14 protein-coding genes are annotated in these 14060 nt (G+C 72.4%); 5 read left to right on the top strand and 9 right to left on the bottom strand.

Going from position 1 to position 14060, the window contains the following annotated elements; translation table 11 throughout:
- Positions 1-295: 295 nt before the first annotated feature.
- The gene (locus KSNIM_RS26560; protein ID WP_263105645.1) at positions 296-1909 is read right to left on the bottom strand and encodes a DHA2 family efflux MFS transporter permease subunit; all 1614 of its coding nucleotides are present in this window, start codon (positions 1907-1909) and stop codon (positions 296-298) included.
- Between the two features lie 99 nt (positions 1910-2008).
- On the opposite strand from KSNIM_RS26560, the gene KSNIM_RS26565 reads away from it, so the two are divergent.
- Positions 2009-2746, top strand: a complete 738-nt coding sequence (locus KSNIM_RS26565; protein WP_263105646.1) for a TetR/AcrR family transcriptional regulator — start codon at positions 2009-2011, stop codon at positions 2744-2746.
- Between the two features lie 459 nt (positions 2747-3205).
- Here KSNIM_RS26565 and KSNIM_RS26570 read toward each other — a convergent pair whose 3' ends face one another.
- The gene (locus KSNIM_RS26570; protein WP_263105647.1) at positions 3206-4450 is read right to left on the bottom strand and encodes a cation:proton antiporter; all 1245 of its coding nucleotides are present in this window, start codon (positions 4448-4450) and stop codon (positions 3206-3208) included.
- 434 nt (positions 4451-4884) lie between these two features.
- Positions 4885-6378 (bottom strand): NAD(P)/FAD-dependent oxidoreductase, encoded by a 1494-nt coding sequence (locus tag KSNIM_RS26575; protein ID WP_263105648.1) that lies wholly within the window; start codon positions 6376-6378, stop codon positions 4885-4887.
- A 626-nt stretch (positions 6379-7004) separates the two neighbouring features.
- On the opposite strand from KSNIM_RS26575, the gene KSNIM_RS26580 reads away from it, so the two are divergent.
- Together KSNIM_RS26580 and KSNIM_RS26585 are read left to right on the top strand one after the other, a co-directional pair.
- Complete coding sequence (locus KSNIM_RS26580) at positions 7005-7496, top strand: DUF2975 domain-containing protein (protein WP_263105649.1); 492 nt, start codon at positions 7005-7007, stop codon at positions 7494-7496.
- Complete coding sequence (locus KSNIM_RS26585; RefSeq protein ID WP_263105650.1) at positions 7496-7738, top strand: helix-turn-helix domain-containing protein; 243 nt, start codon at positions 7496-7498, stop codon at positions 7736-7738. The genes KSNIM_RS26580 and KSNIM_RS26585 overlap by 1 nt, the downstream gene beginning before the upstream one ends.
- A 94-nt stretch (positions 7739-7832) precedes the next feature.
- Here the strand turns inward: KSNIM_RS26585 and KSNIM_RS26590 are convergent, their stop codons facing one another.
- Positions 7833-8096: a hypothetical protein gene (locus KSNIM_RS26590; protein WP_263105651.1), complete on the bottom strand. Its 264-nt coding sequence runs from the start codon at positions 8094-8096 to the stop codon at positions 7833-7835.
- A gap of 100 nt (positions 8097-8196) precedes the next feature.
- A complete protein-coding gene (locus tag KSNIM_RS26595; protein ID WP_263105652.1) occupies positions 8197-9462 on the bottom strand; it encodes a PucR family transcriptional regulator in 1266 nt (421 codons plus the stop codon).
- Positions 9463-9649: 187 nt separating this feature from the next.
- Here KSNIM_RS26595 and KSNIM_RS26600 point away from each other — a divergent pair, with 187 nt between their 5' ends.
- Positions 9650-10519 (top strand): esterase/lipase family protein, encoded by an 870-nt coding sequence (locus KSNIM_RS26600; RefSeq protein WP_263108121.1) that lies wholly within the window; start codon positions 9650-9652, stop codon positions 10517-10519.
- Between the two features lie 98 nt (positions 10520-10617).
- Here KSNIM_RS26600 and KSNIM_RS26605 read toward each other — a convergent pair whose 3' ends face one another.
- The 4 genes from KSNIM_RS26605 to KSNIM_RS26620 all read right to left on the bottom strand — a co-directional run bounded on the left by KSNIM_RS26605 (position 10618) and on the right by KSNIM_RS26620 (position 13504).
- A complete protein-coding gene (locus tag KSNIM_RS26605; protein ID WP_263105653.1) occupies positions 10618-11640 on the bottom strand; it encodes a serine hydrolase domain-containing protein in 1023 nt (340 codons plus the stop codon).
- Between the two features lie 99 nt (positions 11641-11739).
- Positions 11740-12138, bottom strand: coding sequence for an ACT domain-containing protein (locus KSNIM_RS26610; protein ID WP_263105654.1), 399 nt, complete (start codon positions 12136-12138; stop codon positions 11740-11742).
- A gap of 198 nt (positions 12139-12336) precedes the next feature.
- Complete coding sequence (locus KSNIM_RS26615) at positions 12337-12702, bottom strand: DUF1801 domain-containing protein (protein ID WP_263105655.1); 366 nt, start codon at positions 12700-12702, stop codon at positions 12337-12339.
- Between the two features lie 103 nt (positions 12703-12805).
- A complete protein-coding gene (locus KSNIM_RS26620; protein WP_263105656.1) occupies positions 12806-13504 on the bottom strand; it encodes a DUF998 domain-containing protein in 699 nt (232 codons plus the stop codon).
- A 161-nt stretch (positions 13505-13665) separates the two neighbouring features.
- Between KSNIM_RS26620 and KSNIM_RS26625 the strand changes: the two genes are divergently transcribed.
- Positions 13666-13989 carry a YciI family protein gene (locus KSNIM_RS26625; RefSeq protein WP_263105657.1) on the top strand — a complete coding sequence of 108 codons (324 nt, stop codon included), beginning with the start codon at positions 13666-13668 and terminating at the stop codon, positions 13987-13989.
- Positions 13990-14060: the final 71 nt, after the last annotated feature.

The following is a 14060-nucleotide window of genomic DNA, read 5'->3' on the forward strand; positions in this document are numbered from 1 at the left end:
TTTCTCTGCGCCGCAATTCTTCGGCACGTCTGGACAAGGGCTCGGCGCACCCCGCAGAGCAGCCTCTTCGAAGATGTGAAAGAACTCAAGCGCTCACTGACTAAGATTTCGCTAAATCTCCGCTATTCGGTCGGGCGGCCGTCGGCGGCAGGCGTCCGTCCGCGGGCCGGCCGCCACCCGTCACCGGAGCCGGGTCGGCCGGGCAGCCGCGGCGCCGCCATCGGCAGGACGCGCGTACGCCCGCCGCAGATCGTGATCTGCGGCGGGCGTACGCGCTCGACCCGGTGTCCGACCGCTACCCGGCGTCGGGTGCGGTCGGCGCGTCGTTCCGGTCGCGGCTTCCTCCGGCCTGGCCCGCCTGGCCCGCCTGGCCGGGCACGGTCAGGCGGCGCCGGAAGAAGAACGACGTCACCAGGGCCAGCACGCCGATCACGGTCATCCCGATGACCACGCTGTGCAGACCCGCCACGACGGCGGCCTGGAACGCCTCGTGAACCTGCGTGGGCAGGGCGCGGATCTCGGCGGGAGTGCTTTGACCGCTGGCCGCGGCGAGGGCGTGGCCAGCCTCGGGGCCGAGTCGGTCGGTGAGGACGTGCTCCAGCCGGTTGGTGTAGAGCGAGCCGAGCAGGGCGACGCCCAACGAGCCGCCGATCGCACGGAACAGGTTGATCAGTCCGCTCGCCGCGCCGAGGTCGCGCTGATCGGTCTGGCAGGCGAACGAGATGATCAGCGAACTCTGCATCAGCACACCGATGCCGAGCCCGGCCGTCAACGGCAGCAGAGTGGCGGCGACGAGGCCGGTCCCCGTGCCCAGCAGCAGCAACAACAGGACGCCGACCACCGCAACGATCGCGCCGACCACCGAGTGGAGCCTCAGTGGACCGGTGCGGACGGCCAGCCGGGCGACGACCAGCTCCATGATGATCATGCCGATCAGGAACGGCAGCAGCAGCAGTCCACTGGTGGTGGGTGAGACGTCCAGCACCTGCTGCAGGTACTGCGGGAAGTACACCAGGGCGCCGAGCAGGCCGGCGCCGACCAGCAGGCCCAGCACCTGGGCGAGCGTGAAGTCGCGGGTGTGGAAGAGCCGCGACGGCAGGATCGGCTCCACTGCCCGCCGCTCGACCAGCGGAAGCGCGGCCAGGAGCACGACGGCGGTCACGCCCAACCCGATGATCGGGGCCGAGTCCCACGCGTACCGGGTACCCGCCCAGCTGAGCAGCAGGGTCAGCGCCACGATGCCGCCGGTGAGTTGCACGCTGCCGAGCAGGTCGATCCTGACCTTCGGGCGGCGCGGGCTGCGTGGAATGCCGACGGCGCCGGCCGCGAGCGCGACCAGGCACAGTGGAACGTTGATGAAGAACGACCAGCGCCAGCCGACGTGTTCGGTGAGCAGACCGCCGAGCATCGGCCCGGTGCCCATGGCGAGCGGCATGACGACGCCGATCATGGTCTGCATCCTGATCCGGTCGGCCGGTCCGGTCGCCAGGTGGCCGATGAGCGTGAAGGTGCCGACCATCAGGCCGGCCGACCCCAGACCCTGCAGCGCACGGAAGGCGATGATCTGGGTCATGCTCTGCGCCAGGCCCGAGCCCACGGAACCGGCCAGGAAGACCACGATCGCGGTGAGGAAGGCGCCCCGGCGGCCGTAGAGGTCACTCAGCTTGCCCCAGATCGGGATCACCGCCGCGCTGGCCACCAGATAGGCCGTCACCACCCAGGACAGCTCGTTGAGTCCCCCGAGTTCACCGACGATCGTCGGCAGCGCCGTGCCCACGATGACCTGGTCCAGCATCGAGAGCGTCAAGCCGAGCAGCACGGCCAGCACGCCGAAACCGCGGCGCTTCGGCACCGGCCTGGCCGGCGCCACGGGGGGAGCCCCGATCGCAACGACATCTCCGTCTGGCATGGCGCCTCACATCCTTGTCCGAGCATCTTCGTACGCCGTACGAAAAATGAGCGTAGCACAGTTGGTACGCTGTACGACAGAGAGCGAGTGGAGCGTGCGATGAACGAGAACGAACCCCTGAGCATCTGGATGCGTCCGGAGCCGGCGGACCGGCGGACCGCGCGGGCGCGGCGGACGCTCAGCCGCGACCAGATCGTGCGCGCCGCCATCCGGATCGCCGACGCGGAGGGGCAGGAGGCGGCCTCCATGCGTCGGATCGCGGCCGAGATCGGCGCCGGGGCGATGTCCCTCTACTACTACGTTCCCAGCAAGGAGGACCTCGTCGAGCTGATGGTCGACGAGGTGATCGGCGAGACCCGGCTGCCGGAACGACCCGGCCCCGATTGGCGGGGCTCGCTGGTGACGGCAGCCAACGAGAAGCGCGCCCTGTGGCTCCGCCACCCCTGGCTCGCCACCGCGTGGACGCACGGCCACCCGATCTGGGGGCCCAACTCGCTGCGCCAGCAGGAGTTCGTGCTCGGCACGCTCGCCGAGTTCGACCTTCAGGTCGACGAGCTGCTCAGCCTCATCGGCCTGTACAACAGCTACGTGGAGAGCTTCGTCCGCAACGAAGTCGGCTGGCTGGAGGAAACGCGCAGGACCAAGGTGGACATGGCGGAGTGGATGCGGCAGAGCAGGCCGTATGCGCAACAACTGGTTGCCACCGGTGAGTACCCGATGTTCACCCGGGTACTCACCGAGACCATGACTCCGCACATGGAGCCGGACGAACGCTTCCAGTACGGCCTCGCCCGAGTGCTGGACAGCATCGCAGCCAGCCTCGCCCGCCTCGTCTGACCGGTCGCGGTCTGCGGCGCAGGCAAGGGCCGAGAGCGCGGGTCGCTCGACCTTCGACATCGGTCGACGGGCCGGCCCGGGCACGTCGGCGGAGGTCCGGGGGCGGTGACCACCCGTCGGTTCTCGGCGGCCACGCCGGATGGTGACGGGTCGGACCCGGCGCCTACCCGGGGAACGTGCTCGCGCACTTCCCGGCCGACGGTGCGGGGGAGGGGGCCGGCGTGCAGGGCTGCTCGCCGCCGTGTGCGGGGACGGCGCCCAGGTGTATCTCGCTGATCCCTGCCCGGCCGGGGAGCTGGCGGACGCCGCCCCGGTCCTGTCCGCCACATCGACGGCCGCGCCGTCCGGAAGCGCCCCGGCCGGCTCGGCCCCGACGAGGACGAGGCGTGGTGCACGCCGCCCGGGCGCGGTGCCGAACCCGTCGCCGTCGACCCGTCCCCATCTGCCGTGAGCGGGTGATCAACGCCTCTGGCGCAGCGGCTGCAGCTCATCCCGCGGGCTGCTGGCCGGAGCGGCTGGGACCGGGATCTCCAGAGGGCCTGCGTAGAGGCGGGCGATCAGCGGGCCGGTCGCGGCCGTGGTCACCAGCGCCATGACGACCATCAGGGAGTAGAGGTTCCGGTCGAGCAGTCCGAGCTGGAGGCCGACGCCCAGGATCACCAGCTCGGTGAGGCCCCGGGTGTTCATCAGGACGGCGAGGGCGGCGGCGGGCCGCGGCGCCAGGTTCTGGGTGCGCACGCCCAGGTAGGTGCCGCCGATCTTGCCCAGGAAGGCGGTGAGGAGGATGAGGCAGAGACTCGCGACCTGAGCGAGGTCCAGACTGCCCAGGTCGACCTGAAGGCCGGCGACCACGAAGTAGACGGGCATCAGCAGCGCGGTGATCTGGCTGGTGCGCTCGTGGAGCGCGACGCGCGGTGCGGGCGTGCTGCTGCGCGGAATCACCGTGCCGAAGAGGAAGGCGCCGAAGATGAAGTGCATGCCCATCGCCTCGGTGGCCGCGGCCGAGAGCAGGGTCCCGGCCACCGCGGCGACGAAGGGCACGGGCCCGGGCAGGCGGCGCAGCAGGGGCCTGACCACCAGGAACATCGCCAGTACGTAGGGCAGGAAGAGCAGCACGCGCCAGTGGTTGCTGCCGCCGCTCACCACCGCCTGGACAGCGGCCAGTGCCACCCACGCCAGGACGTCGACCGCCGCCGCCGTGGACAGGGCGATGCCTCCGAGCGCCGTCCTGGCCAGGCCCCGGTCGGCAAGGATGCGGGCCAGGACGGGGAACGCGGTGACCGACACCGAAAGGCCGATGAAGACCGCGAATGCGGCGCCGTGCTGCCCCTGGTGGGAGCGGAGTGCGGTGAGCGCCAGGACTGTCCCCAGGACGAAGGGGACCACGGTGGACCCCACGACGGCTCCGGCGGTGATCCTGCCCCTGCCGCGGAGGCTACCGGCGTCGAGTTCCATGCCGACGAGGAACATGAAGAGGGCGACGCCGACGTAGGACACTCCGGTCAGCAGCGGCCGGATGTCGGCCGGAAAGAGCCTGGCAGCGATCTGGCCGTGGAACAGCGTCGGGCCGAGCAGCACTCCCGCGATGATCTCGCCGACCACGGGCGGCTGCCGCACCAGTGCCGCGAGACGGCCGAGGCCTCGTGCGAGGCCGAAGATCAGTGCCAGATCGATGAAGACCAATTGGACTTGGAAACTGGTCACGGTCTGCTGGCTCCTCTTGAGCGGTCGTCAGGATGATGCGCCCCCGCACCGGCGGCGCCCGAACACACGGGTGCGCCCTTGGGGCGTCGCGATCCGGGCCTCGTGGCGAGCGCGGGAGGGACGCCGCTGCGCGCTCGGGTCCCCGTGCACGGCTCATTCGGGCGGGCACGGCGCCGACGGACGGCCGGCCGATCTGGGGTCGGAGCTGACGGCCGGGCAGTCCGGACGATGCCCGCGGCTGGCCCGGTCCCCGCGCTGCCCCCTGCGCCGAGAGCAGCTGGCGCAGAGGGCAGTCGGTCGATCGAGGCGCAGGTGTACGTGCCGGCGTCGGAGCGCCACCGGCGGCCGGTGGACCGTGGGCGGGCCACCGGCGCGGAGCGGTCGACCACCGTGTCGACGCCCCGCCTACCGCCGGGGACGCGTCCGGTGGGCGACTACGGAAGCACCGGCGCCGCGTCGTGACCCTGCTTCTGGGAAGCCACGGACCGTATCCCCAGCCGTGGCTGCATGACCAGGTGCAGGCCGCTCACGGCGTCGTAGAGGTCATTGGCGTCGATGACGCCCGGTGCCGCGGTGAGACGCGCGCCGGGTTCGGTGTCACCCTGGGCCCGCGCCTGCGCCACCGCCGCGGCGATGAGCAGCTGCTGCACCGGTGAGGGCTCTCCGGTCGCCGCCTTCTCGATGATCTCCTGGATCGGCTTCCGGCCCCGGGCCGCTGCGTCCGCAGCTTCACGCATGTCGGTCAGGCCCGCGGTGATCTCACCGAACGACTGTTCCGAGGAGTGCCAGTGCTCCGGCTCCTGCCGGGCCAGGGTCTCGGCCAGCGCGAAGTAGCGGTCCTTGCCGGCGTGCTTCTGGTAGAAGCCGGCGACAAGGGTGAAGAGGCGCTGGTACGCGTTGCGGAACAACGACTCGTAGAAGGCGAGCGCCTCGTGCTCGCTGACGTCGCCGTCGGTGATCGCCACGACCGAGGCCGCCGCGAGCAGTCCGCTGTACATCCCGAGGTGAACACCGGTGGAGAGCAGCGGATCGAGGAAGCACGCCGCGTCTCCCAGCAGGAAGTGGCCGGGGCCGCAGAAGCTGTCGGCGGCGTACGAGAAGTCCTGCTCCACCCGGGTTCCGGGCTGGAAGGTGCCCTTGGCCAGGATCTCCCGTACGGCGGGCGACTCGTCGACCACCTTCAGGAGCATGTCCTCGATCGAGTCGAACTCCTTGCGGCGCTCGACGAAGAGCGACTTGTGGGTGACGAACCCGACGCTGAAGCGGTTGTCCCGCAGCGGGATGACCCAGTACCAGCCGTCGTCCGAGGAGATGACGTTGATGCCGCCGGACGGGCTGCCGGGCAGGAGTTCACCGCCCTCCCAATACCCCCAGATCGCCACATTGCGGAAGATCTCCTGAGGGCGCCGGTTGTTGAAGTGCTGAGCACTGATGAGGCCGGCCCGGCCGGAGGCGTCGAGGACGAAGTCGGCCCGTGAGATCTGCTTGGCCGTTTCGCCGGGCGCTGTCCACTCCACACCGGTCGCGCGGTCACCGTCGAAGAGGACCCGGTGGACATGAGCCCCCTGCACGACCTGGACGCCGCTCTCGCTCGCGTGGTCGAGCAGCACGGTGTCGAAATCGTCGCGGTCCACCTGCCAGGACCGTACGTCGGGGCCGAACTGGGCGGTCCAGTCGATGGACCAGTCCTTCTCCTGCCCCCATCGCACCAGCAGGCCCGTCTTCGACGTGTAGCCTCGGGCGTCGACCTTTTCGAGCGCTCCGAGATAGTCGAGGACCACGCGGCAGGAAGTCGAGAAGGATTCCCCGATGTGGTACCGCGGGAATGTGGCCCTCTCCAGCAGGGTGACCGATATTCCCGCCCTGGCCAGCAGCGCGGCAGCGGTCGAACCAGCCGGCCCGCCGCCGACCACGATTACCTGAGTCACAAACTCACCTTCCATTTGTCCGCGTGGCGTCCTGGTGTGACCGGCGCCGCCCGGGCAGCGTTCGGGCCGAGTGCGCGCCGCTCCCACGTGCCCGGTGGGGCAGCCGATCCGTCGACTGTCGGGCACGCGCCGCCGCCTTGCCCGACTGCCGCGGTGCTCCTCGTCGTGTGCGCGACCACTTCACCGGATGTCATCCATCAGCCTCTTCGGAACTCCGGCGAAGTTCAAGCTGCAGAATTCTACGTTTTCACTAGGTTGCAGCACGCAAACGCTAACTCGGACAATCCGACTGACTGATGGCGCCGGCGGTCGACGTGATCACTTGAGGGCCCGCAATGCGTGGTCGCGGCTTCGAATTCCACAGGTGGTTCCGTGGCACCCTGGGGTTATCGGTGCAATTGCACTGAATGGGCCGTTCGGGGCCGTGGATTCCGCGTCGGCACGTGCCGGTCGGCCGGCGGGCGGGTGCGGCGAGGGGTCGGCCGGGCCTGCGGTGGGCGGCGGGTGCGGCCGCCGGCAGGCCGGACGCCATCGTGATGACCTGCCCGGCCGATCTGCCTCCGCCCCCTTGCTCACCCTATCGATAATCGATAGATTCCCATCGCGATTCGATGGGAGGATGGGCAGTGGGAAAGCTGACAGTGGGTGCGCTGCGCGCTGTGCTCGCGGTGGTGTTCGCGGGCACCGTGCTCGTGCAGGTCCTGATGGTGTGGGTGCTGGTGAGCGGGAACGACCCGGAGGGCGGGACGCTGCCGTTGACCGCGTTTCGCGTGGTCACGATCCTGGGCCTGATGACGGCCCAGGTCGCCCTGGTCTGCGTGTGGCGCCTGGTGGCGATGGTGCGCCGCGGGACGGTGTTCTCCCACGCCGCCTTCCGCTACGTGGACGGCGTGATCGGTGCGATCGTGGCGGCCGCCCTCGTCTGGTTCGCGGTCACGGCGATCAACGCACCGGGCCAGCGGGAGGATCCGGGCGTCACCGTCATCATGGCCGGGATCGGCGTGGCGATCCTGGGCGTCGCGCTCATCGTGCTCGTGCTGCGGATGCTGCTCGCCCAGGCCGTCGCGCGAGACGTCGAGGCGACGCAGCTGAAGGCCGAGCTGGACGAGGTGATCTGATGCCCATCGTCGTCGACATCGACGTGATGCTGGCCAGGCGGAAGATGTCCGTGGGCGAGCTCGCGGACCGCGTGGGGATCACGCCCGCCAACCTCGCGGTGCTCAAGAACGGCCGGGCCAAGGCGGTTCGCTTCGCCACGCTCGCCGCGCTCTGCGAGGTGCTCGTGTGCCAGCCGGGCGACCTGCTGCGCTGGGAGTCCGAGGAGCCCGCGGCGGCCGACGCGGACCCGGAGCGCGTGTGAGGCAGGTGCCGGCGGCCGTCGTTCCGGGCGATCGCGCCCTTGAGAACGGCAGTGGTGGAAGGCGCGGCCATGACCTCGCCTCCCGCCACGTCGCTCAGGCCCTGCGACGGAACAGCATGGCAAGGGCGATGCGCTCCCCGCCGGGTGTCTTGCCCTCGCCGACGGCGAGGTTGGCGAGGGTCCAGCCGGCGGCCTCGATGGCCCGGATCTGCTCGGCCGTGCCAACCATCGGTCCAGTGGGGAGGCTGTTCTTGTCGGCCTCGATGGCGTTCCGGACGAAGACGGAGTCGCCGCGGATGTAGGCATCGGCCGACTCCTTGCCCGCGGTGGTCCCCTTGGCCTGGTTGATGAAGCCCATGTGCCCCCCTCTGCTGGTGCTGTGCCGGCACCCTGCCCAGCGCCACAGCTGGTGGAGCAAGGCGATGACGAAGCCGTGACCGGCGGAGGCCGTCCGGGGGTCACGCCCGTTCGGCGTCGTGGGCGGCGACGGCGGCGGTGATGCGCAGGAGGTCGGCGGGGCGGGCCGGGTCGAGGCCGGTGAGGGCGGCGATGCGGCGCAGGCGGTAGTCGACGGTGTTGGGGTGGAGGTGGAGCGCGTTCGCGGTGTGCCGGCGGTTGAGGCCACCGGCCAGGTGGGTGCGCAGGGTGGTGAGCAACTCACCCGCCCCGTGGAGGGGTTCGATCAGGGCGGCGAGCCGGGGTCTGGCGTGGCCGGGGCGGCTGAGCTGGTACTCCAGCAGCAGGTCGTCCAGCCGGTAGAGGCCGGGCGGGCGGCCGAAGGCGCGGGCCACGTCCAGGACTTCGTAGGCGAGGGCGGCGGCGGCCGCGACACCTGACGGCTCCGCGGCTGCGCCCGCGGCGAGCACCGGGGCGCCCGCGGCCCGCGCGGTCGCGGCGACGGTGTCCGCGAGGCGGTGCCAGTCGGCGGCGGGCAGGTCGGCCGGCCGGGTGCCGAGCGGGACGAGCACCAGGCCGCCGTCGGCGGCGAGTACCGAGAGGGCCGAATGGCGTGTGCGGTGGTCGAGTTCGGCGCGCAGGCGGCGGAGTTTGCGGCGGCCGGCCACCGTCCGGTCGACGCCGTCGGCGTGCTCGTCGGGGTGGTCGGCGACGGCGAGGACGAGGACCGCGTACCCGGGTGCCAGCCGCAGGCCGGCGCGGGCGGCGGCCTCGTCGGCGGGGGTGCCGTCGAGCAGGGCGCCGAGCAGGGCGTTCCGGGCGGCGTGCCGCTCGTCGACCATGGTGCGGCGTTCCTCGAAGTAGCCCGCGCCGGCCGCGGCGGTGACCTGGCGGAGATGGTCGAGCAGGAGCCGGTGGAGCGTGAGCAGCCCGGGGGTGTCGCCGTCGCCGGCCTGCCGGGTCATCCACTCCCAGCAGACCTCCAGGCCGATGTGGTGGGCGAGCAGGACGGCGTCCAGCGGCAGCCCCTCCTCGGCGCGACGGGCGGCCGTCTGGCGGACGGTGGTGAACTCCTCGTCCGGGGCGGGCTCTCCGGTGCGGACGGTCCGGGCGAGGGCGCGGACGCGGCGCTCGGTGGTGCGGGCGAGTTCGCCGTCGACCTGCTCGCGGGGCAGCCGCCGGTAGGTGGGCAGGGCGTCGAGCAGCGCCGCGAGCACCGCCCGGACGAGTTCCGGCAGGGCGGCCAGCAGCCGCTGGTCCGCGGGGACGCCGCCGATCGTCGGGACGTGCCACCCCGTGACCTGCGCCGGGGCGTTGTGACTGCTCACAGAAATCACCGTCCAGGTCTGGGGAACGCCCGAGGGCCGGTCCGGTGCGGCGACCCCATCATGGAGGCACTCCCGGTTACCTGTTGGTAACAAACTTCTGGTGTGGAGGCAACAGTTGAGAACCCCACTTCTCCGCTTCTCCGCAAGAACCTTCCGCCGCAGGCTCGTCGGCGCCCTCGGCTCCGCCCTGCTGGCCGCCGCCCTGCTCGGCGGAGGAGCGTCCGCCGCCGTCGCCGCCGAGACCGCACCCGCCGCTGCGGCCCCGCCCGACGGCGACACCGTCGCCTCCCCGCCCGGCGCCAACGACTGGAACTGCCGCCCCACGGCGGCCCACCCCAACCCGGTCGTCCTGGTGCACGGCACCTTCGCCAACCGGTTCGAGAACTGGCTGGTCCTCTCGCCGCTGCTGAAGAGCAAGGGCTACTGCGTCTTCGCCCTCGACTACGGCACCGTCCCCGGCGTCACCTCCTCCGGCAGCGGCGTGCTGCTGCCGATCGGCGGGCTCGGCCCGGCCGCCGAGTCCGCGGCCCAACTCGGAAGGTTCGTGGACCTGGTGAGGTCGTACACCGGAGCGGCCAAGGTCGACATCGTCGGCCACTCGCAGGGCGGCATGATCCCGAACTACTACCTGAAGTTCCTCGGCGGAGCGGCCAAGGTCGACAAGCTGGTGGCGCTCGCACCGTCGAACCACGGCACCACGCTCTCCGGCATCGCCAACCTCGCCCCGTACCTGCCCGGGGTCGCCGACCTGATCTACACCGCCTGCCCGGCCTGCAGGGACCAGGTGGTCGGCTCGGCGTTCAACCAGAAGCTCTCCTCGCTGCCGGACACCGTGCCCGGGGTGCACTACACGGTGATCTCCACCGTCTTCGACGAGGTGGTCACCCCGTACCGGACGCAGTTCCTCAGCGGGCCGAACGTCGACAACATCACCATCCAGGACAGCTGCCTGATCGACCTCTCGGAGCACGTCCTGATCGCCTTCGACCCGACCTCGCTGCACCACGTGACCAACGCGCTCGACCCGGCCCACGCCACCTGGGTGGGCTGCGGCTGAGCCGTCGGGGGCGGGTCGCCCCACCGGCCCGCCCGTGGTGCCCGCACCGGCCGTGTGCCGGTGCGGGCACCGCGTTCCCGGCGTACGGCGCGTCCGGCTCAGGGCGCGGTGACCGCGGCGAGGATGCGGTCGCGCAGCGGGGTCAGCCGGCTGCCGCTGAAGCCGTGGTACACCGCATTGGTGAGCAGGACGGCGTAGCGGCCGAGCCCGGGGGAGAGGTAGAGGCTGGTGCCGGTGTAGCCGTGGTGGTAGGCGGCGCCGGTGTCGGTGACCAGCCAGCCCAGCCCGCGCGAGCGGCCGGCCTCGACGGCGATCTGCGGCCGCAGGCTGGCGGTGAGCCACGGGTCGCCCGCGGTCAGCAGGTGCTCGGCGAAGACGGCGAGGTCGGCGGCGGTGGAGAACACCCCGGCGTGGCCGGCGATCCCGTTCAGCAGGGCCGCGTTGGGGTCGTGCGGGATGCCCCAGGTGCGCGGTGCGCCGCGCAGCCGCTGTTCGGTCGGCGCCACCTCGGGCGAGCGGCGCAGCGGGCCGAACTCGGTCCGGTGCATGCCCAGTTCACGCCAGTAGCGGTCGCCGAGGGCGTCCAGCGGGCTGCCGTGGGCGTCGGCGAGCAGCAGCCCGAGCAGTACGTAGCCGCGGTTGATGTAGCGGTGTTCGGTGCCGGGAGTGGCCACCAGCTGTTCGGCGCAGAGGAGTTCGGCGAGCGGGCGGTCGAGGTGCAGGTAGCGGTCCAGCCGGGTCTCGGGCTGCAGGCCGGCGCTGTGCGCGAGCAACTGCCGCGCGGTCAGCCATCCTCCGGGAGAGGGGAGTTGCGGGAAGCGGGCGCGCAGCGGCTCGTCCAGGTCGAGCAGGCCGGCGGCCAGGGCGCGGCCGGTGAGCGCCCAGGTGGCGGCGATCTTGGTGAGTGAGGCGAGGTCGTAGCGGGTGCGGTCGTCGGGTGCGGCCGGACCGCACTCGGGGGCGACGGCGCCGCGGGCGGCCACGGTGCGGCCCGCCGCCTCCGTGCTGTCGGCGGTGCCGAGGACGAGCACGCCGCCGGGGACACCGCGGTCCAGGACGGCGTGGTCGAGGGCGTCGGCGAGGGCGGCCGCGGCCGCGGGTGTCCAGGGGGTGGTGGTCACGTGCGTCCTCCGTTCCCGGTGGAGCGGATCAGGTCGTACGGGTGGTACCTACCCGCGTACGGGCGTCCGCTCCCCGGTCACCGGTTCCCCGGCCCGGTACTACCCCTGACCGGCCGACAGCTTCTCCAGGGCGCGCACCGCCCGCTCGGCGTCGGCGGCCGGCACGAACAGGTGGTCGTGGTGGAAGCCGGCGGCGACGTTGCAGCTGATGCCGTGCTCGGCGAGCGCGGTGGCGACCGCGGCGGTGAGGCCGACCGCCTCCAGCGCGGAGTGGACCCGCAGGGTGATCCAGCCGGCGACGAACTCGTAGTGCAGTCCGAGCGAGTCCGCCTCCTCCTGCGGCACCACGACCGTGACGCCCTCCTCCTCGGCGACGGTGACCACCGGGCGCAGACCGGGCGGCACCCTGCCGGGCAGGGTGCAGTACACGTACCGTCCCGGGTTCAGCGCGGGGTGCAGCCCGGCGAGCAGGGCGGAGAGGTCTCGTTCGGCGGCCATGGCGCCACCGTAGTGCGTGGCCCGGCCTGCGGGGCGTCCCGCCGGCCGCCGGTGTGTCGCCGCTCGGCGCAGCGGGGATGACACCAGGTCACGGTGCCGGCGCCCGTGGCCGGGGACGCGACTGCGCCGGGCGGAGGCGGCGCGCCGGGGTGCGGTTGCGCCGTCCGCCCGGCGCACCGGGTGGATCCCGCGCGGGACTCAGGCGGCGGTCCGCTCCAGGCTGCGGGCCCGGGACAGCCAGCCGGCGAACAGCTCCGCGTCGACCTCGTCGGCGGCTCGGAGCTTGACCGAGGCCATGGTCCGCGAGCCGGGCGCGAGCCGGCCGGAGGGGTCGGCGATCTCCTGGCCGCACCAGAAGCCGAAGGTCAGGTGGCTGCCGTACGACTTGACGAAGCAGACCGGGTTCTTGCCCGGGGCGGCTCCCAGGCTCCACACGGGGTGGCCGTGCCAGACGGCGCCGGCGCCGGGCAGGGCCGCCTCGACGAGCGGCAGGAGCAGGTCGGCGATGTCGCGCTGGGCGGCGGGCAGGGAGTCCAGGTACTGGGCGACGGTGGTGGTGGGCATGTCGATCGTCCTTCGGGTGCGGGTGCGGGTGCGGGTGCGGGTGCGGATGCGGGTGCGGGGGCGGCGGCGGGTGCCGTGGCAGGGTCGGTCGGTGCGGGGGCGGTCAGCGGAGGCGGTCCGCGGCGACGGCGGAGACCCAGACCATCGCGGTGATGGCGCCGATCGCCAGGGTGAGCGAGCCGGCCGGGCCGCCGGTCATGGCCCACCCGTCACCGATCAGCAGGGCGGTGCCGGCGGCGCGGGAGGCCACGGCGCGGCCGCGGCTGCCGGTGCGGGCGAAGTGGCGGCCGAGCACGTAGCAGGCGGCGATCAGGGCGGTGAAGGAGACCGTGCCGGCCAGCAGGTGTCCGACGGCGTGCCAACTCAGGCTCGGCGGCATGCTGTCGGGCGTGCCCACCGGGAATCCGCCGGCCGGATCCATGACGAGCGCGCCGGCGGCGATCACGCCCAGGCCGTAGGTACGGACGAGGCGGGGTGCCCAGCGGCCGCCGGGCTTGCCCGCGAGGGTGCGGCGCAGTCCGGCCGCCCCGGCGACGGTCAGGGCGCCGGCGATCAGGAAGTTCGTGATCTGCAGCCAGCCGAGGCCGCCGTTGCTCAAAGCGCTCAGCGGGTGGCGGGTGAGGTCGAATCCCGTGCGGGTGGCGGCCTGGGTCAGTGCGACCGCGGCCCAGAGCGGGCCGGCGACCGCTCCGCAGAGCAGCAGGGCGCGGACACCCGGAGCGCCGCCGGCCGCGCCGCGGGTGCGGTCGGCGCCGGCGGCGTGGTCGGTACGGACGGGTGCGACGGTGGGTGCGGCGGTCATGGCGGTTCCTCCGGGCGGTGGGTGCCGAGCTGTTCTGCCACCACGTCGACTCGCCGATGTGACAGGGAACGGAGGCTGTTCCCTGTCACATCGCCTCGTTCGACGTGGTGGCAGAACAAGATCGCGGCGCCGCAGGCCCCGCCGGACCGAGGAGAGACCCCATGCGCTTCCTGATGACCACCAAGCCGACCGACGCGGCCCCCGACGAGAAGCTCTTCGCCGAGATGGGCGCGTTCATCGAGGAGCTGACCGCGGCCGGCGTGCTGCTGGCGACCGGCGGCCTGGAGCCGGGCGGCGTCCGCCTGGTCTCCTCCGGCGACGAGATCACCGTCACCGACGGGCCGTACACCGAGGCGAAGGAGGCCGTGGCCGGCTTCGCGCTGGTCGAGGTCCGCTCCAAGGAGGAGGCGATCGAGCTGGCTCGCCGTTTCCGCAGGATCGTCGGCGACGGCGAGAGCATCGTCCAGCAGGTCTTCGGGCCCTGACCGCCCCCTGACCGCCCCGCCCCCTGACCGCCCCCCGGGCCGCCCCCTGACCGCCCCCCTGGCCGCCCCCC

The sequence above is a fragment of the Kitasatospora sp. DSM 101779 genome (assembly GCF_025655475.1).
GTDB lineage: Bacteria > Actinomycetota > Actinomycetes > Streptomycetales > Streptomycetaceae > Kitasatospora.

Coding starts and splice junctions, on each gene's coding strand:
- KSNIM_RS26560 (WP_263105645.1), bottom strand. CDS start 1,909: ATGCCAGACGGAGATGTCGTTGCGATCGGGGCTCCCCCCGTGGCGCCG.
- KSNIM_RS26565 (WP_263105646.1), top strand. CDS start 2,009: ATGAACGAGAACGAACCCCTGAGCATCTGGATGCGTCCGGAGCCGGCG.
- KSNIM_RS26585 (WP_263105650.1), top strand. CDS start 7,496: ATGCCCATCGTCGTCGACATCGACGTGATGCTGGCCAGGCGGAAGATG.
- KSNIM_RS26590 (WP_263105651.1), bottom strand. CDS start 8,096: ATGGGCTTCATCAACCAGGCCAAGGGGACCACCGCGGGCAAGGAGTCG.
- KSNIM_RS26610 (WP_263105654.1), bottom strand. CDS start 12,138: ATGGCCGCCGAACGAGACCTCTCCGCCCTGCTCGCCGGGCTGCACCCC.
- KSNIM_RS26615 (WP_263105655.1), bottom strand. CDS start 12,702: ATGCCCACCACCACCGTCGCCCAGTACCTGGACTCCCTGCCCGCCGCC.
- KSNIM_RS26620 (WP_263105656.1), bottom strand. CDS start 13,504: ATGACCGCCGCACCCACCGTCGCACCCGTCCGTACCGACCACGCCGCC.
- KSNIM_RS26625 (WP_263105657.1), top strand. CDS start 13,666: ATGCGCTTCCTGATGACCACCAAGCCGACCGACGCGGCCCCCGACGAG.